Annotated in this window: 16 protein-coding genes and 1 tRNA gene; 2 read left to right on the top strand and 15 right to left on the bottom strand. The window is 64.0% G+C overall.

Going from position 1 to position 18,750, the window contains the following annotated elements; genetic code table 11:
- Positions 1–2: 2 nt before the first annotated feature.
- The 7 genes from epsF to ACSQ3S_RS09705 all read right to left on the bottom strand — a co-directional run bounded on the left by epsF (position 3) and on the right by ACSQ3S_RS09705 (position 8,968).
- Entirely contained in the window at positions 3–1,418 is a 1,416-nt protein-coding gene (gene epsF / locus ACSQ3S_RS09735) for a chain length determinant protein EpsF (RefSeq protein ID WP_436142245.1), read from the bottom strand.
- Positions 1,419–1,483: 65 nt separating this feature from the next.
- Positions 1,484–2,275, bottom strand: a complete 792-nt coding sequence (gene epsE, locus ACSQ3S_RS09730; RefSeq protein ID WP_436145005.1) for a polysaccharide export protein EpsE — start codon at positions 2,273–2,275, stop codon at positions 1,484–1,486.
- A gap of 42 nt (positions 2,276–2,317) precedes the next feature.
- Positions 2,318–3,271 carry an EpsD family peptidyl-prolyl cis-trans isomerase gene (locus ACSQ3S_RS09725; protein ID WP_436142244.1) on the bottom strand — a complete coding sequence of 318 codons (954 nt, stop codon included), beginning with the start codon at positions 3,269–3,271 and terminating at the stop codon, positions 2,318–2,320.
- Between the two features lie 233 nt (positions 3,272–3,504).
- The gene (locus tag ACSQ3S_RS09720; RefSeq protein WP_436142243.1) at positions 3,505–4,887 is read right to left on the bottom strand and encodes an undecaprenyl-phosphate glucose phosphotransferase; all 1,383 of its coding nucleotides are present in this window, start codon (positions 4,885–4,887) and stop codon (positions 3,505–3,507) included.
- A gap of 15 nt (positions 4,888–4,902) precedes the next feature.
- On the bottom strand, positions 4,903–6,171 hold the full coding sequence (gene epsL, locus ACSQ3S_RS09715; RefSeq protein WP_436142242.1) for an XrtB/PEP-CTERM-associated polysaccharide biosynthesis outer membrane protein EpsL: 1,269 nt from the start codon (positions 6,169–6,171) through the stop codon (positions 4,903–4,905).
- Positions 6,172–6,210: 39 nt separating this feature from the next.
- Positions 6,211–6,879, bottom strand: a complete 669-nt coding sequence (locus ACSQ3S_RS09710) for a CAAX prenyl protease-related protein (RefSeq protein WP_436142241.1) — start codon at positions 6,877–6,879, stop codon at positions 6,211–6,213.
- A gap of 175 nt (positions 6,880–7,054) precedes the next feature.
- On the bottom strand, positions 7,055–8,968 hold the full coding sequence (locus ACSQ3S_RS09705) for an ATP-binding cassette domain-containing protein (RefSeq protein ID WP_436142240.1): 1,914 nt from the start codon (positions 8,966–8,968) through the stop codon (positions 7,055–7,057).
- Between the two features lie 191 nt (positions 8,969–9,159).
- Between ACSQ3S_RS09705 and ACSQ3S_RS09700 the strand changes: the two genes are divergently transcribed.
- Both ACSQ3S_RS09700 and ACSQ3S_RS09695 read left to right on the top strand, forming a co-directional pair.
- On the top strand, positions 9,160–9,891 hold the full coding sequence (locus tag ACSQ3S_RS09700) for a hypothetical protein (RefSeq protein ID WP_436142239.1): 732 nt from the start codon (positions 9,160–9,162) through the stop codon (positions 9,889–9,891).
- A gap of 54 nt (positions 9,892–9,945) precedes the next feature.
- Positions 9,946–10,020: transfer RNA gene (locus ACSQ3S_RS09695), tRNA-Arg, on the top strand.
- 5 nt (positions 10,021–10,025) lie between these two features.
- Here ACSQ3S_RS09695 and ACSQ3S_RS09690 read toward each other — a convergent pair.
- The 8 genes from ACSQ3S_RS09690 to ACSQ3S_RS09655 form a co-directional block, all read right to left on the bottom strand.
- Positions 10,026–10,415 carry a RidA family protein gene (locus ACSQ3S_RS09690; protein WP_176655233.1) on the bottom strand — a complete coding sequence of 130 codons (390 nt, stop codon included), beginning with the start codon at positions 10,413–10,415 and terminating at the stop codon, positions 10,026–10,028.
- Positions 10,415–11,596, bottom strand: a complete 1,182-nt coding sequence (locus tag ACSQ3S_RS09685; protein WP_436142238.1) for an acyl-CoA dehydrogenase family protein — start codon at positions 11,594–11,596, stop codon at positions 10,415–10,417. The genes ACSQ3S_RS09690 and ACSQ3S_RS09685 overlap by 1 nt, the downstream gene beginning before the upstream one ends.
- Positions 11,596–12,450 (bottom strand): enoyl-CoA hydratase family protein, encoded by an 855-nt coding sequence (locus ACSQ3S_RS09680; protein ID WP_436142237.1) that lies wholly within the window; start codon positions 12,448–12,450, stop codon positions 11,596–11,598. Before ACSQ3S_RS09680 ends, ACSQ3S_RS09685 begins: the two co-directional genes overlap by 1 nt.
- Before the next feature lie 11 nt (positions 12,451–12,461).
- Positions 12,462–12,998: a MarR family winged helix-turn-helix transcriptional regulator gene (locus ACSQ3S_RS09675; RefSeq protein ID WP_176655132.1), complete on the bottom strand. Its 537-nt coding sequence runs from the start codon at positions 12,996–12,998 to the stop codon at positions 12,462–12,464.
- A 9-nt stretch (positions 12,999–13,007) separates the two neighbouring features.
- Positions 13,008–13,793 (bottom strand): SDR family NAD(P)-dependent oxidoreductase, encoded by a 786-nt coding sequence (locus ACSQ3S_RS09670; protein WP_436145004.1) that lies wholly within the window; start codon positions 13,791–13,793, stop codon positions 13,008–13,010.
- Positions 13,793–16,177 carry a bifunctional salicylyl-CoA 5-hydroxylase/oxidoreductase gene (locus tag ACSQ3S_RS09665; RefSeq protein ID WP_436142236.1) on the bottom strand — a complete coding sequence of 795 codons (2,385 nt, stop codon included), beginning with the start codon at positions 16,175–16,177 and terminating at the stop codon, positions 13,793–13,795. The genes ACSQ3S_RS09670 and ACSQ3S_RS09665 overlap by 1 nt, the downstream gene beginning before the upstream one ends.
- A gap of 10 nt (positions 16,178–16,187) precedes the next feature.
- The gene (locus ACSQ3S_RS09660; protein WP_436142235.1) at positions 16,188–17,816 is read right to left on the bottom strand and encodes an AMP-binding protein; all 1,629 of its coding nucleotides are present in this window, start codon (positions 17,814–17,816) and stop codon (positions 16,188–16,190) included.
- Positions 17,817–17,942: 126 nt separating this feature from the next.
- Entirely contained in the window at positions 17,943–18,659 is a 717-nt protein-coding gene (locus ACSQ3S_RS09655; protein ID WP_176655129.1) for a response regulator, read from the bottom strand.
- Between the last annotated feature and the right edge of the window lie 91 nt (positions 18,660–18,750).

The following is an 18,750-nucleotide window of genomic DNA, read 5'->3' as shown; positions in this document are numbered from 1 at the left end:
CCTTAATTAAAACGCAGGCGACGCGGGATGACGGAATTGATCAGGCGACGCGGCTTGTTGGCGCCCCCGCTCTGCGACCAGTCGACGACGCCCAGCACCGGCAGCTGCAGCGCGTCGGCCAGATCGGCGCCGGAGCGCACGCGGCGGTCCACCAGTTCGGCCAGCACGCCGGCGCCGACGCCCAGCATGCCGCCGACGAAGACCGACAGCACGATGTTCAGCAGCACTTTCGGCGACGACGGATCGATAGGCGCGACCGCCGGGTTCAGCACGGAAATGTCGGACTGGTCGGAGGCGCCTTCGATACGCGTCTGCGAGAAGCGCTGCGAGGTCGCGTCGAAGGCGCGCTGCGCGCTTTCGACATCCTTGGCCAGCACATTCATTTCGTCGCGGGTACGGTTCAGCTCCAGCACCTTGTCTTTTTGCTGGCGCAGCGCATCGCGCACGGCGGCCTCGCGCTGGGACAGTATCTGGGCATTGTTGCTGACGCTGCGCGACATCAGGCTGGTCTGCTCACGCAGCTCGCTGCGCAGCTTTTCGACTTCGGCCAGGGTGCTCTGATACAGCGGATGGTTGCGGTCCAGGCGCTGCGACATTTCCGCCAGCTTCGACTCGGCGTTGCCGAGATTCAGCTTCAGGCTCTGGATCAGCGAGTTCTGCGCCACGTCCGGCGATTGCGCGCCATCGCTGCCCTGCGCCATGCGCTGGCGCGAGGTGGCTTCCATCATCTGCCCCTGGGCCTGCACCAGCTGGGCCGACAGGTCGTTGAGGCGGTTCGATTCGACGTCCAGGCGGTTGTCGACGCTGACCAGGCCATGCTCCTGCTGATATTTGGACAGCCGGCTTTGCGCCACTTCCAGATTGTCGCGCAGCACCTTGGTCTGTTCGCTGAAGTAGGCCGAGGCTTTGCGCATCGGCTCGACCTTGAGCTGGATGCTCAGTTTCTGGTATTCCTCGGCAAACGAGTTCGCGACCGCGGTGACGAACTGCGGATCGGCCCCCTTGAAGCTGATTTCCAGCACGCTCGACTCGCGCGCGGGCACCACTTCGACCTTCTTCAACAGCAGCTCCGCCAGCCAGTCGTTCACGGTGCCGCGGCCGCCGGTGGCCTCGTTGAACTGCTGCACCACCTGCGGGCTCTGCGCCAGCTTCAGGCTGTCGATCACCTGCAACGCCACCTTATGGCTGGTGATGATGTCGACCTGGGTCGCGGTGTAGCCGGGCATCAGCTGGCCGGGCATGGTCAGGCCGGTGACCGGATCAACGCCCTTGAAGTTGAGCAGGATGGAAGCGGTGGCCTTGTACGACTTCGGCCACAGCAGGCTGCCGACCGTCACCAGCGCGATCACCACCAGCATGGTCAACAAAATGATGCGCTTGCGGGCGCGCAGGATAAGGAGAAACTGGGATAAATTCATGGCACTCTCGCGTCGAAACACAAAATCCGCCTCCCGGGGAAGGCGGCCTTCAGCCTGGTGGCTGCTTAGAACAGGCTTTCTTTCACATAAATCACATCGTCGGTCTTGACCATGTCGTCATGCTTGGCATCGATCACCTGCAACTTGCCATCGGCGCCGCGGCGCTTGATGACCATGCCTTTTTCGGTGCCGCGCGGAGTCAGGCCGCCGCCGGTCGACAGGGCCTGCACCACGCTCATCGAACGTTCCAGGCGGAACGATCCAGGACGCTGTACCTCGCCGTAGATATAAAAGTGCGGCGCGCGTTCGACATAAATGACATCGTTGGCGGCCAGGTCCAGATCGCGCTCGAGCGAACCGCTGCGTACCATCTCGACGATATCGAGCGATTCGCGGGTGGTGGCGCCGCCGCGCTTGCGGATCAGCGTCACGCTGTCGGCACCGTCGGCGCTGATGCCGCCGGCCAGGGCCAGCAGGTCCATGACGCTGCGCTTGCCGTCGACCGGATACCGCCCGGGCCGGTTGACCTGGCCCAGCACCGACGCCAGCTGGCTCTGCGGCACAGTGACGATCAGGTTGACCTGCGCCTTGCGCAGGAAGCCGCCCGACTCCAGCAGCCCGGCGATCTTCTGTTCCGCCGCGGCCGGCGACAAACCGCCGACCTCGACCTTGCCGATCAGCGGGAACGTGATGCTGCCGCTTTCGCTGACGCGCGTTTCCAGCGCCAGGTCGGGATTGTTGTACACCGAGACCTTGACGACATCGCCGGCGCCAAGTTCGACTTCGGCAGCCAGAGCCAGCGTCGGCAATGCCGTCGCCAGCAGCACAGCACACATCCATCCTGCAATTCGTTTCATCATCACGTTCAACCTCTCAACGGTAGTTACTATAACGGGTGTTTATTTCAGGCCGGCGACACCGCGCGCCGTGGCATCGGCCGAGGCGTTGGCGTCGGCGGCCGCTGGCGCGACCGGCGCAGCAGCGGCCGGCTTGTCCTTCTGGTTCATGTATTCAATCTTGGCGGCCGCGCGCAGGCGCGCCACTTCCGCGGCGGCGGCGTCCTTGTTCTTCTTGTTCATCAAGAACTGTTCAATTTGCGGCAGGGCCTGCTCACGCGTCACCGGCGCATCCTTGACCTCGGCGATCGAGATCAGCACGCTGCGCTCGCCTTCCTTGATGATAAACAACTGCCCCTTGTTCATCGCCACCAGCTTGGCGCCCAGTTCGGGCGGCAAATCGGAGGTGGCGCGCGTCACCTGGTTGCGCGCAAAGCGCACCTTGTGACCATCCAGCCAGGCAGCCACTTCCTCGAGGCTCTTGGCCGCATCCATCGCCGCCTTGAGCTCCGCGCTCATATCCTTGCTGGCAATGACCAGTTCACGCATGTCCAGCTGCTTGCGCTGGGTAAAGAACTCCGGATGCTTGTCGAAATACTCTTCAACCTCCTTCGCCGTCGGACGAGGAATGTTGCCCACGCGCTTCTGCAAATACGCCTGGGCCACGATCATCGCCTTGGCGCGCTCTATCGACTGCACCACTTTCGGCTCGCGGTCGATCTGTTCCTTGGCGGCCTCGTTTTGCAGCAACTGGCGATCGATCAATGCTTCCAGCAATTGCTTGCCGGCCACTTCCTGCTGGGCGACCTGCACGCCGGAGCGCTGCATCTCTTCATTCAACTGCAAGACGGTGATTTCGCTGCCGTTCACGCTGGCCAGCGCCTGGCCAGCCTTCTTTTCCTTGTCGCCGCAGGCGGACAAAGTCGCCGTCGCCAGTACCAGCGCCACGCACAGCAGGCGCTGGCCGGCCAACCGCGCCGCCGGTTTATTCTGTCCAGATACTTGTAATCGCTTCAAAATGATGTCCTCAGAATTAAGTCAGCCAACCCAGTGCCGGTTGCCATCCGTGCTCATCCGCAAGAGTATGAGGCGCGCCAACACACTTGTCAATATTATAAAGATTGTTACTTGGAAATATTATTTCCGACACCCCCGCGCCGGCGCCGCACAATACCGCTGCCGGCACAACTATCGCATAAATTAGCATCAAAGCCGCTTTTCTGCGCGCCGATTGCGGCGCCGCACCATGCTCAATGTGCGTTATCGCGCTTTAGCACCACCTTGACCGTGCGGACGATGATCCACAGATCCAGCCACAGCGACCAGTTGCGCAAATAGTCGAGATCATAGCGGATGCGCGCCTCCATCTTGTCCAGCGTTTCGGTCTCGCCGCGCAAGCCATTCACCTGGGCCCAGCCGGTAATGCCGGGCTTGACCTTGTGACGCAGCATATAGCCCTTGATCAGCTTGCGGTATTGCTCGTTGTGCGCCACGGCGTGCGGACGCGGTCCCACAATGCTCATGCGTCCCTGGATCACATTCAGGAACTGCGGCAATTCATCGAGCGAGCTGCGGCGCAGGAAAGCGCCGATGCTGGTCACCCGCTGGTCGTTCTTGGTCGCCTGCACCACCGTGGCACCGTCCTCCACCACCGTCATCGAGCGGAATTTATACACCAGGATTTCTTCACCATACAGGCCGTAGCGGCGTTGCCGGAAAATCACCGGTCCCGGCGACGTCAGCTTCACCGCCAGCGCGATCATCAGCATGACAGGCAATAGCATCAGCTGGATCAGCACCGCCAGAATGATGTCGCTGGCGCGCTTGATCATGCTGTTAAACCCGGTAAACGGGCTCTCGCAGATGGCGATCACCGGCATGCCGCCGACATTGTCGAAGCGCGCCTGCATCAGGTCGAACACATAGATATCGGGCAGGAAATAGACCGACGCCGTCGTGTCCTGCAACTCGTCGAGCAGCAGGCGGATGCGTGGCTGCGCCGAGATCGGCTGGCTGATGAAAATCATCTTGATTTGATGCTCGCGCACAAATTCGGCGATATCGGCCATGCGCCCCAGCACCGGATGGCACAGGTCGGGCGGACGGCGGTCGACCGTGCGATCGTCGAAGAAGCCGCGCACCGACATGAACAGGTTGGGATTCTTGTCGATCACGCGGGCAAATTTCAGGCCGACGTCGTTGGCGCCGATGATCACCACCGAACGCACCTCGCTGCCATGCGCCGGCCCCGAGCGCAGCTTGCGCGCCGTCAAGTGGCTGGCCAGCAGCGCGAACGGCGTGGCGACAAACCAGATCAGCAGCACCCGCGGATTGTAATGGTAGGCCAAGCCGCTGACCGATCCCAGGCACACCAAGATCAGCACGGTAACGATCCAGCCGACAAACAGATCGCGTGCATAGGCCAGCATGCGGCCGCTGCGCCAGGTCCGATAGGGATCGATATGCTGGTAGATAGAGGAGGAGATAAAGAAGGAGATGATCATCAGCACCAGGGAATAGCCGTTGAACGGCACGCCGGACAGCGCTGAAAACAAATACAGCGTCGCCATGATGATCAGCGGGTCGAGCACCCGCTGAAAAAAGGAGATTAAGGGGATATCATTGACCGTCATGTTCAGACTTCACTACTAGAATTGCAGATTAGCAAAAACGGAACCGCCTTGCGAATGGAAACCGGAGGTCACCGACTGGTTCGCATTGCGCGATTCCCGGAACACGGAAAGCCCAAGTTGAATATTGCTGCGGGCCTGATAATTCAGCCCCACCCCGGCGCTGCGGGTCGAATCGCTCGAATCGGTGTTGCCCAGGCCGGGAATGCCCTGCAAGCCGCGGTAGTCGCGCTGCACCCGGCTATATTTGGCGTCGGCGCTGACCTTGGAACTGATCACCCAGCTTGCCTTCACGCTGGCGCCCTTGTTCAGGCTGTACGTCGCAATGCTGCCCTCGAACGGCACGAACTCCCGCGACAGGGAGCCGACCACGCGTAACGAAGTGCGCGGCAACCAGGTGGCCACCAGGCGTCCGGTGGTGCCGCTCGCATCGCGGGTGGTGAAGCTGTCGTGTGTCCGGCTGCCGTGCCCCAGCAGCAACTGTACCGTCGTCAAGGCGCTGAAGTGCCAGTCGACCTTGAGGCGCAGGTCATTTTCGGTATAGCCCTGATCGAGCAGCAGGCCGGCGTTCTGGATATTCGGATAATGCCCTTTGAGGCGATTGGCCTGCAGGCCGACAGAGCTGCCGCTCGACACCAGGTAGTCCAGACCCAGCTCGGTGTTGTCCTCGGTCCGATCGAGGAAGCGCTGGGAGGCGAGGTCGAATTCCGATTTATCCGAGCTGTAGCGGCCGCGTGCGCGCCAGCTGGGATGGAAACGCCAGTTCAGCTCAGCATATTCGCCGCGCTGCTTGCGCAGATTGCGCTCGGTGACATGGAAATCATTGAACGACGCCAAGGTTTCGGCGTAAGTGCCGCCCAGATTGCCATCCAGGTGCTCGCCCAGGCGCCACAGCCAGTTTGCGCTGGCATTCTTGCCGTTGTAATCAAGCTGGTCAAAACGCTGGAACGTCACCCGGCTGATCTGCGCATTGGCGGTAAACAGCTGGCGCGCTACCGGCCGCTCCAGGCTGATGCCGACGTAGGCGTTGCGCGAGGTGTCGGACTGCGCGCCGCTGGCGGCGCCGTCTGGCTGGCGAAACAAATTGTCATCATAGTTGTACGAGACACCGACAAAGGGGTGGATCGTGTCGCTCAGGGTGGCATGGGCGCTGCCGCCACACAATACGCCAGCGGCAAAGGCGAACGCCGACACGGGCGCGGCACGAAGACGGCGTATTGCCAGGGACATCGGCACGATCACGCCTTGCCGGCACACATACGATTTAGTTTGCAAAGATCTCAGCATTGTTTTTCGTCTTTAGGTCCGTCAGTGAGATAGACAACATTACCAATAATTCCAGTTCCCGGTAGTAATAATCCACACCGCAAGCACACCGTTGGTCACGCCATGCGCCAACACAGGCACCCAGAGCGACTCGCTATGCCGGTATAAATAACCATACACCAGACCAGCTACGACACCAGCAAACCACAGATTATGCTCGATACCAAACAGTATTGATGACACAATTAGCGGCTTCAGTCCCAGCGAGCGCGGCGCCAGCGCCAAGAACGCCGGCTGCTGAATCCAGCGCAACAAGAATGAGCGCCAGAACAACTCTTCCATGAGCGGCACCACCAGCGCCGCGCCGGCCACACGCGTCAGCGCCAGCGGCCAGTCGATATGGCCGTCAACGCGCGGGTCGTAGCCGGCGGAGTGCCCCAGCTGCATCCAGGCGCTATCGAGTCCGATCCACAGCACGAACACCAGCAGGCCGCCGATCACCGCCAGCAGCAGCTGGCGGACGTTAGGCCATGGCCGCCGCAGCTCGCTGTAGGCGTTGCGGTAACACCAGAGCAAGACCGCCACCAGGCCGACCTTGACCGGGTACAGCCAGCGCAGTTCCACGTAGCCGATGCGGCCCAGCACGTCGGCCACCAGCACAAATCCCATGTATAACGCGAACGGCAGCACGCGGGCTCGCGTCTCCCGGTCCCCCATCATGCCTGCCATCCTGACACGCCCGCGCCGCGCACTCTCTGCCATAGAACCATCTTTTTCACACGGTCACCGCTGTTCCGCAGGCGCCGCCGCTGCCGGGCTGAATGACCCGGGCCGCAGCCGCCGACTTAAATCAATAGCTACACAAATGACCATATTACAATATTTCAGCTCAATAAGACCAGTTTTACTTCAATTGCGCGCGCTGCTCGATCTGCTCCCATTTTTCCAACGCCTCCAGCAATTCCTCCTCGATGGCGGCGATGCGGGCATTGACGCGCTTGGCTTCAGCCGCGTTTTTCTTGTAGAAGTCCGGGTCCGATAGCTGCAGATTGAGCGCGCTTTGTTCGTCCTCCAACGCCGCTATCAGCTTGGGCAATTCGTCCAGCTCGCGCTGTTCCTTGAAACTGAGTTTCTTCTGCTTGACCGCCGGTGCCGCCATGCTGCTGACGGCGGGCGCCGCCTCCGCCTTGGGTGCCGCCTTGGCAGGGACGGTCGCCGGCGTCATCGCGCGCACACGCTCCCAGTCGCTGTAACCGCCGACGAACTCGCGCCACTGCCCCGCTCCTTCGGCGACGATGACCTGGGTCACCACGTTGTCGAGGAAGGTACGGTCGTGACTGACCAGGAACACCGTGCCCTCATAGTCTTCCAACAACTCCTCCAGCAGCTCGAGCGTATCGATGTCGAGATCGTTGGTCGGCTCGTCCAGCACCAGGCAGTTGGCTGGTTTGGCGAACAGGCGCGCCAGCAGCAGGCGGTTGCGCTCGCCGCCGGACAGCGACTTGACCGGCGACCTGGCGCGCTCTGGGGCGAACAGGAAGTCGCCCAGGTAACTCATCACATGCTTGCGCTGGCCGTTGACCTCGACCCAGTCGCTGCCGGGGGCTATGGTTTCCATCAAGTTGGCTTCTTCATTCAGCTGGGCGCGCATCTGGTCGAAATATGCCACCTGCAGCTTGGTGCCCAGCTTGACGCTGCCGCTGTCGGCCGCGTCCTCGCCCAGTATCATCTTCAGCAGCGTCGTCTTGCCGGCGCCGTTGGCGCCTATCAGGCCGACCTTGTCGCCGCGCAGGATGGTGGCGCTGAAGTTGTTGACGATGACTTTATCGCCATAGGCCTTACAAACGTTTTCCATGTCGGCCACGATCTTGCCCGAACGCTCGCCGGACGAGACGTCCAACCTGACCTGTCCTTGTTGCTCGCGCCGCACGCTGCGTTGCGCGCGCAATGCCTCTAGACGGCGCACCCGGCCCTCGTCGCGCACCCGACGCGCCTTGACGCCCTTGCGTATCCACACTTCTTCCTGCGCCAGGAATTTGTCGAACTTGGCGTTTTCCACCTCCTCGATTTCCAACTGCTCAGCCTTGCGGGTCTGATAGGCGGAGAAGTTGCCTGGATATGACAGCAGCTTGCCACGATCCAGCTCGATGATGCGGGTCGCTACGTTATCCAGGAAGGAGCGGTCGTGGGTGATGAACAGGACGCTGCCCTTGTAGTCGCGCAGCAAGCCTTCCAACCACTGGATGGAGGTGAAGTCCAGATGGTTGGTCGGTTCGTCGAGCAGCAGCACGTCCGGCGCCGACACCAGCGCGCGCGCCAGCGCGACGCGCTTTTGCATCCCGCCCGAGAGCTGCTTCATCAGCATGCCGGCCCCCAGGTTCAGGCGGTCCAAGGTCGCTTCGACCTTGTTTTGCAGGCTCCAGGCGTCGGCCGCATCCAGTTTGACCTGAATGTCATGCATGCGCTCCATCACGGCGTCGTCATTGCCCTGGCCGAACTGGCCGGTCAACGCGTCGTACTCCTTCAACAAGTCCTGCAGGTCGCCCATGCCGGAGGCAACCGCGTCGAACACGCTCATTTCCGGCTCGAACACCGGCTCCTGCTCGACATAGGCGATTTTCAGGCCCTGTTGCATGACCAGCAGACCGTCGTCCAGCTTGAAGCGACCAGAAATGATTTTCAACAATGACGATTTACCGGTACCGTTGCGGCCGATCAGCCCGACGCGTTCCCCGGTTTCAAGGGAAAACTCCGCGTGATCGAGAAGCGCCACGTGACCAAATGCCAGTTGCGCAGAAGAAAGAGAAATAACAGCCATAGGAGTGTAGGTGTACAGGCGGCGCGGCGAACGATGCGGCACAGCCGGAAAATTGAAAGGAACCGTATTGTACCGGCATCCTGCTGCGCTGCACCAGAATCGCTGCGCCAACCCCGTCGGCGCCTGCCGGCCGGCTGGATTTTCAACGCTTCATCAGCTACTATCAGGCGATCGCCCCCACTGCTGCCGCCATGTACGCTGCCCGATCACCCCGCCTTCCTGCTCGCCAACGCGGCGCCGCACTGCTGTTGCTGGTGGTGGTGCTTGGCCTGGCCGCCGGCGGCATGCTGATCTCCGCATTCACCCCCCGGTCCGACGCCATTCGCGAGCGGAACTCTTTGCTTGCCTTGACAGAAGCGCATGAGGCGCTGGTGGGATTTGCCCTTCTGAACGGCCGCTTGCCGCGGCCAGCCAGCGCGACGAGCCACGGCAAGGAAATATCCGGCCAGTGCGACACGGAGGCGGCATGCACGGGATTTTTGCCCTGGGCCACGCTGGGCGTGCGCGGTACCGATAGCTGGGGTAAGCTGCTGAGATACAGCGTGACGCCCAGTTTTGCCAATGCCCGGATCCAGCCCTATACTGCGGTGGCCAACAAGACCGTGCTCGGCAGGTCCAATACCGGAGAGCTGTTCTATCGCGCCGGCCAGCGCACCTGCGCGATCGGCTCGCAATGTTCGCCGGCCGTAATATTCTCCAGTGGAAAAAACAATCTTGGGACCGGCAGCACGGGCATAGCATTGGCCAATGGAACTATTGGCAACTATGATGAACTAAGCAACAACAGCGCGGCCAATCAATTCTTGAGCCGCGCAAAAAGTGAACAAAAAGATAGTGCCGGTGGCGAGTTCGACGATATGGTGGTGTGGATGTCGTTGCAGTACCTGTTCAGACAAATGTCTGCTGCGGGCACCTTCCGCTGACAAGCTTCGGCTATAATTGCGCGCCGTCCGGCAGTTCGCCGGGTGGCCCGCGTCCTCCCCGTAGCACAATGGATAGTGCACATGCCTCCTAAGCGTGGGATACTGGTTCGATTCCAGTCGGGGGGACCATATACCTACGGCACCACCGCCGTCACCTCGATCTCCACCCTGGCCCGGTCCTCGACCAGGCCCGCCACCTGCACCGCCGTCATGGCCGGATAGTGCGCGCCGATAATCTCCCGGTAGGCGGCGCCCACTTCCTTGTAGGCGCCGACGTATTCCTTCCGGTCCAGCACATACCAGGTCATGCGCACGATGTGTTCGGGGCGGGCGTCGGCCTCGGCCAGCACCTCGACGATGTTGCGCAGCGCCTGGCGCACCTGGCCGGCGAAGTCGTCGGTGTGGAACACGCCCTGCCCGTCCCAGCCTATCATGCCGCTGACGCAGACCGTGCGGCCGCTGGCGGCCACGCCGTTCGAATAGCCACGGGGCCGCGCCCAGCCTGGCGGTTGAAGAAATTCCATCATGCTTCCTTGTGATTGAGTTCGCGCAGCAGTTCGCGCGCGATGATCAGTTGCTGTACTTCGGTGGCGCCCTCGTAGATGCGCAGCGCGCGGATCTCGCGGTACAGCCGCTCGACCGGCTGCTCGCTGACCACGCCCAGGCCGCCGAACATCTGCAGCGCGGCGTCGATCACCTGCTGCGCCGTTTCGGTGGCGGTCATCTTGGCCATCGCCGCCTCCTTGGTCACCTTGCGTCCCTGGTCACGCAGCCATGCCGCGCGATAGGTCAGCAGCGCGGCGGCGTCGACGCCGGTCGCCATCTGCGCCAGCTTCGCCTGCGTCAGCTGGAAGTCGGACAGCACCTGGCCGAACATCTGCCGTTGCGTGGCGTGCGCCAGCGCCTCGTCCAGCGCGCGCCGCGCAAAGCCCAGCGCCGCCGCGGCGACCGAGGTGCGGAACACGTCCAGCGTCGCCATCGCCACCTTGAAGCCCTGCCCCGCCTCGCCGATCCGCCTGGCGGCGGGGATGCGGCAATCGGTGAAGGTCAGGCGCGCCAGCGGATGCGGGGCGATCACCTGGATACGCTCGGCGATGTCGAAGCCCGGCGTGCCGGCATCGACGATGAAGGCGCTGATGCCGCGCGCGCCGGGCTGTTCGCCGGTGCGCGCAAACACCACGTAGAAGTCGGCGATGCCGCCGTTGGAGATCCAGGTTTTCTCGCCGTTGAGCACATAGTGGCCGCCGTCCTGCTCCAGCACCGCCGCGCACTGCATGGCGGCGACGTCGGAGCCGGCCTGCGGCTCGGACAGCGCGAACGCAGCGATCGCCTCGCCGCGCGCGACACGCGGCAGGTAGTCCGCCCGCTGGGCGTCGCTGCCGTGCAGGCTGATGGCGCCGGAGCCCAGCCCCTGCATGGCGAAGGCGAAATCGGCCAGGCCGTTGTGGCGCGCCAGCGTCTCGCGGATCAGGCAGATGGCGCGGGTGTCGATGCCGTCGACGCTGCCGCCGTACGCGCTGCCGCCGATGGCGTGGCTGAGCCATCCACCCTCGCCCAGCTGGCGCACCAGATGGCGGCAGGCGGCATCGACGTCGGCTTCGTGGTGCTGGGCGATATGCCGCGCCGCCCAGGCGTCGAGCTGCCGTTCAAGCTCCGCGTGACGCGCCTCAAAGAACGGCCACTCCAGGTAAGATTTGTCCGCCATCAGTCGCCTTCGAATTCAGGTTTTTGCTTGGCCACGAAGGCATGATAGGCGCGATGGAAATCGTTGGTCGCCATGCAGATGGCCTGCGCCTGCGCCTCCGCTTCGATGGCCTCGTCGACGCCCATGTTCCATTCCTGCTGCAGCATCTTCTTGGTCATGCCGTGGGCGAAGGTCGGGCCGTCGGCCAGGCCTTGCGCCAGCGCGCGCGCGGCGTCCAGCAGCGCCTCCGGTTCATGCAGGCTGTTGAAGAAGCCCCAGCGCTCCGCTTCCGCGCCTGACATCGAGCGCCCCGTGTACAGCAGTTCGGCGGCGCGGCCCTGGCCGATCACGCGCGGCAGCAAGGCGCAGGCGCCCATGTCGCAGCCGGCCAGGCCGACGCGGGTGAACAGGAAGGCGGTCTTGCTGCGCGCGGTGCCGAGGCGCATGTCCGACGCCAGCGACAGGATCGCGCCGGCGCCGGCGCAAATGCCGTCGACCGCGGCCACGATCGGCTGCGGACAGGCGCGGATGGCTTTCACCAGGTCGCCCGTCATGCGCGTGAAGGCCAGCAGGCCGGGCATGTCCAGCTTGGTCAGCGGACCGATGATGTCGTGCACGTCGCCGCCGGAGCAGAAGTTCTCGCCCGCGCCGGTAATGACGACGGCCTTGACGTCGTCCGCGTAGGCCAGCGCGCGGAACAGGTCGCGCAGTTCGGCATAGGAATCGAAGGTCAGCGGATTCTTGCGCTCGGGACGGTTCAGGGTCAGCGTGGCGACGCCGCCGCCGACTTCAAACAGAAAATGGCTGGCCTGGTAATCGGCCAGCGCGGCGCGGTTGCCGGGCAGTTGCTGCGCTTCGCCGGGAAGGTATCGCATGGTGTGGCTCCTTATTTTTCGTCCGACGCGTTCAGGTGCCGCTTCATCTGCGACAGCAGGTCGATCAGCTGCCCCTTGTCCGCACCCGACATGTCCTGCAGCAGTTCGGCGATCCAGCCTTCGTGCACGGCGGCCATCGTGGCGAAGGCCTTGCGGCCGGCCGGCGTCAGCTTGACGCTGTAGGCGCGGCCGTCCTTCGGATCGGGCACGCGCACCACCAGCTTTTCCTGCTCCAGCTGATCGGTGATGCCGGTGATATTGCCGCCGGTGACCATCATCCGTTTCGACAGCTCGCCCATGCGCAGCCCCTGCGGGTAGCGCTCAAGCTGCGCCATCAGGTCGAAGCGCGGCAAGGTGATGCCGAAGGTGGCGCGCAGCCGGCTGCGGATCTCGTTTTCGATCTTGACGGTGCAGGACAGCATGCGCAGCCACAGCTTGAGCGACTGGTGGTGGTCCTGCGTCAGCCGGCTGGCCAGGTCGAGCACCGGCGCCTCGCCGTCCTCGATCGGATTGTCCGGATTGTTATCGTTGTCTGAGAGTGATGACATGGTTTCTTTTCACATTACTTCGCCGCCGGCGACGGCGACGGATTGTCCATTCATGGCGGCCGATTCGGGCAGGCAGAGCCAGGCCACGGCGTTGGCCACTTCGTCGCTTTGCACCAGCCGCTTTTGCGGATTGCCGGCGGCCAGTTCGGCGCGCGCCTCGTCCTCGCTGCGACCGGTTTTGGCGACGATGTTGGCGACCGCCTCGCGCACGATGTCGGTTTCGGTATAGCCGGGGCAGACGGCGTTGACCGTCACGCCCTTGGTGGCCACTTCCAGCGCCAGCGCGCGCGTCAGGCCGATCACGCCGTGCTTGGCGGCGACATAGGCGCTGACGTAGCGATAGCCTACCAGACCTGCCGTGGAGGCGACGTTGACGATGCGGCCCCATTTCGCATCCAGCATGCCGGGCAGCGCGGCCTGGGTGCAGTGGAAGGTGCCGGTCAGGTTCACGTCCAGCATGCGCCGCCACAGCGCGGCGTCGGTCTTGCCGAACGGCGCGGGTACGGCCTGGCCGGCGTTGTTGACCAGGATATCGATGCGGCCGAAGCGGGCAACTGCCGCGGTAAAGCCGGCGCGCACGGAGTCTTCATCGGTGACGTCGATGATCTGCATGTCGACATCGCCCAGCGAGCTCATTTCCTCCATTGCGTGCGCCAGCGCCTTGGCGTCGCGGCCGGCCAGCGTGACACGCGCGCCGCGCAGCAGCAAGGCCCGCGCACAGGCGGCGCCAATTCCGCGCGCACCGCCGGTCACCAGCGCGTGCTTGCCTTCCAATGTCATGGCGATCGGATTCATCATCCCTCCAGCAATTTGGCGGCGACCTGCTGCGGGGTCAGTCCGGTGTTGGCGGCTGCCAGCTGGCGCTCGCGTTCCAGGTTGCGTTCCATCTGCTGCTTGCCCGGCAGGTACTGCTTCGGCCACGTCACCGCCGTGTAGCTTATCCGGGCCGCTTCCGCCAGCGTCCACGCAGGATTGGCCAGGTGCGGGCGCCCCACCGCGCACAGGTCCGCGCGGCCGGCGGCGATGATGCCGTTGGCATGGTCGGCCTCGAAGATCGAGCCGACGGCGATGGCGCCTATGCCCGCCTCGTTGCGAATGCGGTCCGCGAACGGCGTCTGGAACATGCGGCCGTAGACCGGCTTTTCCAGCTTGCTGACCTGGCCCGACGAACAATCGATCATGTCGGCGCCGGCCGCCTTGAACAGGCGCGCGATCCGCACCGCGTCGTCCGGCGTGATGCCGCCTTCGACCCAGTCGTGCGCGGAGATCCGCACGCTCATCGGCTTGCGCTTCGGCCAGGCGGCGCGCATCGCCGCGAACACGCGCAGCGGATAGCGGCAGCGGTTTTCAAGGCTGCCGCCATATTCGTCGCCGCGCTCGTTGGTCAGCGGCGAGATGAACGACGACAGCAGGTAACCGTGCGCGCAATGCAGCTCCAGCCAGTCGAAGCCCGCTTCGTCGGCGGCCCGTGTGGCGCGCGCGAAATCGGCTTCGATGCGGTCCATGTCAACCAGCGTCATGGCGCGCGCGGTTTGCGAAACGCCGCTCAGGTACTGCTGCGGCGACGCGCTGACCAGCGGCCAGTTGTCCTTGTCGAGGGGCTGGTCGATGCCATCCCACATGGCGCGCGTCGAACCCTTGGCGCCGGCATGGCCAAGCTGCAGGGCGATGCTGGCGTCGCTGTGCTGGTGCACGAAATCGACGATGCGCTTCCAGGCCTGCGTATGCTCGGGCGCATACATGCCCGGGCAGGCCGGCGTGATGCGCGCGTCGGCGGACACGCAGGTCATTTCGGCAAACACCATCGCCGCGCCGCCCATGGCGCGCGCGCCGAGATGGGCAAGATGGTAGTCGCCAACCGTGCCGTCGACGGCGCTGTACTGCGCCATCGGCGATACCACGATGCGGTTCTTCAGCGTGACGCCGCGCACCTTGAACGGCGTGAACATCGGCGGCGCGGCCGATGCGGACGCAGCCGACGACAGCGGCGGCAGGCCGGCCTGCTCGCGGGCGCGCTCGGCGAACCAGCGTTCGTAACCGGCCACGTAAGCCGGATCGCGCAGGCGCAGGTTCTCGTGCGACAGGCGCTGGCTGCGCGTCAGCATCGAATAGGCGAACTGCGGCGCTTCCATCGCCGTGTAGCGCTCGACGTTCTCGAACCACTCCATCGAATTGCGGGCCGCGCTTTGCAGCTTGACGACCTCGATCGCGCGCACCGCCTGGTAGCGCTCCAGCACCTTGGCCAGGTCCGCATGCTCGCCGAAGCAGCGCGCCAGTTCGATCGCATCTTCCAGCGCCAGCTTAGTGCCGGAGCCGATCGAGTAATGCGCCGAATGGGCGGCGTCGCCCATCAGCACCACCGGCACGGCGCCATTCCAGTGCACCCACTTGTCGCAGACGATGCGCGGGAACTTGATCCACATGGCGGAGCCGCGCAGGTGCGCCGAATTGGACATCAGCGCATGGCCGTCCAGCTGGTCCGCAAACAGGCGTTCGCAAAATGCGATCGCCTGTTCAGGGTTCATGTCCTCCAGCCCCGCCGCGCGCCACACCGTTTCCGGCGTCTCGATGATGAAGGTCGACGTATCGCCGTCGTACTGATAGATGTGCGCCTGGAACCAGCCATGCTCCGTCTGTTTGAACGCGAAGGTGAACGCGTCGAACTTCTTGCGCGTGCCCAGCCACACGAAGCGGCACTGGCGCGCCTCGATCTGCGGCTGATAGCTGTCGGCGTAGCGGGTGCGCGTGCGGCTGTTCAAGCCGTCCGACGCGATCACCAGGTCGGCGCCGTAGCGCGCGGCCATCTCCTGGTCGTCCGTCACCTCGGTCTCGAACACCAGCTTGACGCCCAGCTCCTCGCAGCGCCGCTGCAGGATGTTGAGCAGGTGCTTGCGGCCGATGCCGCAGAAGCCGTGGCCGCCCGAGGTCACCCTCTCGCCCTTGAAGAAGACGTCGATATCGTCCCAGTGGTTGAACGACTCCAGGATCGCGCGCGCGGTCGGCTCGTCGGCGTTGGCGAGATTGCCCAGCGTCTGGTCGGAGAACACCACGCCCCAGCCGAAGGTATCGTAGGGACGATTGCGCTCCACCACCGTGATCTGGTGGTCCGGGTTCCGCTTCTTCATCAGCAGGCTGAAATACAGGCCCGCCGGGCCGCCGCCCATGCACACGATATTCATATGGTTCTCTTCATTCATTCCGCAGCTTGAAGCGCTGCAGCTTGCCGGTTTCGGTGCGCGGCAACGCCGCCAGGAAGCGCACCGAACGCGGGTACTTGTACGGCGCGATCTGTCCCTTGACGAACTCCTGCAACTGCGCCGCCAGCTCCGGCGACGCCGCGTAGTCCGGTTTCAGCACCACGTGCGCCTCGACGATCTGCCCGCGCTCCTCGTCCGGCTTGCCGATCACGCCGCATTCGGCCACCGCCGGGTGGCGCAGCAACGCATCCTCCACTTCCGGTCCGGCGATGTTGTAGCCGGCCGAGATGATCATGTCGTCGGTGCGCGAACGATAGTAAAAATAACCGTCGGCGTCCATCTCGTAGGCGTCGCCGGTCAGGTTCCAGCCGTCGAGCACATAGTCGTTCTGGCGTTCGTCGGCCAGGTAGCGGCAGCCGGTCGGGCCTTTCACCGCCAGCCGCCCGATCACGCCCGGTCCCACCGGCCGGCCGTCGTGATCGAGGATGCAGGCCTGGTAGCCCGGCACCGGCTTGCCGGTCGCGCCGGGCCGCACCTGCTCGCCCGCCGCCGAAATAAAAATATGCAGCAGCTCGGTCGCGCCTATGCCGTCTATCATCACCAGTCCCGTGGCCTGGCGCCAGCTCTCGCGCGTGGCCAGCGGCAGCGCCTCGCCGGCGGACACGGTCTTGCGCAGGCTGGCCAGGTCGTACTTGCCGGCCAGCGGCGCCATCTGCCGGTAAAACGTCGGCGCCGTGAAGCATACCGTGGCGCGGTGTTTTTCGATCGCCTGCAGCAGCGTTTCCGGCGTCAGTTTTTCCAGCAGCACCGCTGTCGCGCCCACCCGCAGCGGGAACAGCAGCAGGCCGCCGAGGCCGAAAGTAAAGGCCAGCGGCGGCGTGCCGATGAAAACGTCGCTGCGCTGCGACGCCAGCACCGAGCGCGGGAAGCAGTCGCAGATCGCCATCACGTCGCGATGGAAATGCATGGTCCCTTTCGGCACGCCGGTGGTGCCCGAGGTGAAGCTGATCAGGCAGACATCGTCCGCCGCCGTATCGACCGCCTCGTAGCGGGACGGCTGCGCCGCCATCGATGCCTCCAGCGAACCGGCTGCATCGGCATCGGTGCAACCGAACCACAAGGTCTTTTCCCGCGCGCCGGGTGGCAAATCGGCCGCCTCCATCTCGCCGCGCAAGCCGTCGGCGCACAACACAGCGTTGACCGCGGCCTTGCCGGCGATGGCGCCCAGCTCGCGCGCGCGCAGCAGCGGCATGGTTGGCACGGCGATGCAGCCGGCCTTCAGCACCGCCAGTATGCAGGCCGCCATCATCGGATTGTTGGCGCCGCGCAGCAGCACCCGGTTGCCCGCCTCCAGGCCCATGGGGCCGCGCAGCACGTGGGCGATGCGGTCTATCCGCTCCAGCAGCTCGGTGTAGGTCCATTCCACATCGGCACCGCGAATGGCGATACGCTCGCCGGCGCCGGCGGCCAGGGCGCCGTCGAACAGCTGCGCCACGCAGTTCAGGCGCGGCGGGTATTGAAGCTCGGGCAAATCGAAGCGCAGCTCGGGCCACAGCTCCTGTGGCGGCAAATGCTCGCGCGCGAAATGGTCGGTGTAGGCACTCGCTGTCGGTCGGTTCATGGTCGCTCTGAAGTTGAAAGTCGTCGATACCCGCTGCTCACGCAGCAGATACTTTAAACCTAAACTATCTCGACTTCAAGTGCGATGCGGTAGTCAATGAGTAAACAAAGCGCAAACAGCGCGCGATCAGAGCGTCGCGCCCTGCCGCGCCAGGCCGGACTGGTGGATCACCGCGCGCACCACGTCGGCCAGGACCGCCTGCACCGCCTCGTTCGACAAATGGCCTGGTGCGAAGCTTTTCAGGCCGGTGGCGGCGCCGTCCAGGCCCAGCGTGACGCAGCCCGCATGCAGGCGGTCGATGCGCACCTGCGCCTCCTGCTGCTGGCCTTTGCCCAGCATCGCCTCCAGGTCGCCGCTGGCGGCGGTCAGCTGGTTCTGGAATCCGTTCAGGTAAACCAGCAGCCGCTCGGCGTTGATGCCCAGGCGCCGCATGGTGGTGGCGGGCTCCTCGGCCACGTGCTCGTAGCCGCTGGCCGCCTGGTCCAGGAAATTCACCAGGTGCACCCGCACCTGCTCGGCCTGGAACGGCTTGACGATGTAGCCGGCGGCGCCCAGCTGGGTCGCCTCCTGCATCGTGTCCTTGTCGGTGGCGGAGGTCACCAGCACGAACGGCATGGTGTTGATCTCCGGATGGTTTTTGACGCGCTGCAGCAATTCCATGCCGGACAGGCGCGGCATGCGCAGGTCGCAGAAGCAGATAGCGGGACGCAAGCCCTGCTCCAACTGCTCCCAGGCGTCGGCGCCATCTTCGGCCTCCACGATATCGAACTTGCCACAGCTATCGATCAAATGCATCAACACCATCCGTGAGACGACATCGTCATCCACTACCAGAACTTTCATGTGACTCCCTGTGCCTTTATAACGCCTGCTTGGTCTGACTTCGGTACGGCACTTTGTCTCGATATTACATTATAAACAGCGATCTACGTCC

It is taken from the genome of Duganella sp. LjRoot269, from assembly GCF_964254095.1.
Taxonomy (GTDB): Bacteria; Pseudomonadota; Gammaproteobacteria; order Burkholderiales; family Burkholderiaceae_D; genus Rugamonas; species Rugamonas hordei.
The sequence above is the reverse complement of the archived record's forward strand: the minus strand, read 5'-3'. Positions and strand labels throughout refer to the sequence as shown.

Bases quoted from the DNA above. Each gene is read 5' to 3' on its own strand.
- epsF (WP_436142245.1), bottom strand. From the start codon at position 1,418: ATGAATTTATCCCAGTTTCTCCTTATCCTGCGCGCCCGCAAGCGCATC.
- epsE (WP_436145005.1), bottom strand. From the start codon at position 2,275: ATGAAACGAATTGCAGGATGGATGTGTGCTGTGCTGCTGGCGACGGCA.
- ACSQ3S_RS09720 (WP_436142243.1), bottom strand. From the start codon at position 4,887: ATGACGGTCAATGATATCCCCTTAATCTCCTTTTTTCAGCGGGTGCTC.
- epsL (WP_436142242.1), bottom strand. From the start codon at position 6,171: ATGCTGAGATCTTTGCAAACTAAATCGTATGTGTGCCGGCAAGGCGTG.
- ACSQ3S_RS09710 (WP_436142241.1), bottom strand. From the start codon at position 6,879: ATGGCAGGCATGATGGGGGACCGGGAGACGCGAGCCCGCGTGCTGCCG.
- ACSQ3S_RS09705 (WP_436142240.1), bottom strand. From the start codon at position 8,968: ATGGCTGTTATTTCTCTTTCTTCTGCGCAACTGGCATTTGGTCACGTG.
- ACSQ3S_RS09700 (WP_436142239.1), top strand. From the start codon at position 9,160: ATGTACGCTGCCCGATCACCCCGCCTTCCTGCTCGCCAACGCGGCGCC.
- ACSQ3S_RS09690 (WP_176655233.1), bottom strand. From the start codon at position 10,415: ATGGAATTTCTTCAACCGCCAGGCTGGGCGCGGCCCCGTGGCTATTCG.
- ACSQ3S_RS09685 (WP_436142238.1), bottom strand. From the start codon at position 11,596: ATGGCGGACAAATCTTACCTGGAGTGGCCGTTCTTTGAGGCGCGTCAC.
- ACSQ3S_RS09680 (WP_436142237.1), bottom strand. From the start codon at position 12,450: ATGCGATACCTTCCCGGCGAAGCGCAGCAACTGCCCGGCAACCGCGCC.
- ACSQ3S_RS09675 (WP_176655132.1), bottom strand. From the start codon at position 12,998: ATGTCATCACTCTCAGACAACGATAACAATCCGGACAATCCGATCGAG.
- ACSQ3S_RS09670 (WP_436145004.1), bottom strand. From the start codon at position 13,793: ATGAATCCGATCGCCATGACATTGGAAGGCAAGCACGCGCTGGTGACC.
- ACSQ3S_RS09665 (WP_436142236.1), bottom strand. From the start codon at position 16,177: ATGAATATCGTGTGCATGGGCGGCGGCCCGGCGGGCCTGTATTTCAGC.
- ACSQ3S_RS09660 (WP_436142235.1), bottom strand. From the start codon at position 17,816: ATGAACCGACCGACAGCGAGTGCCTACACCGACCATTTCGCGCGCGAG.
- ACSQ3S_RS09655 (WP_176655129.1), bottom strand. From the start codon at position 18,659: ATGAAAGTTCTGGTAGTGGATGACGATGTCGTCTCACGGATGGTGTTG.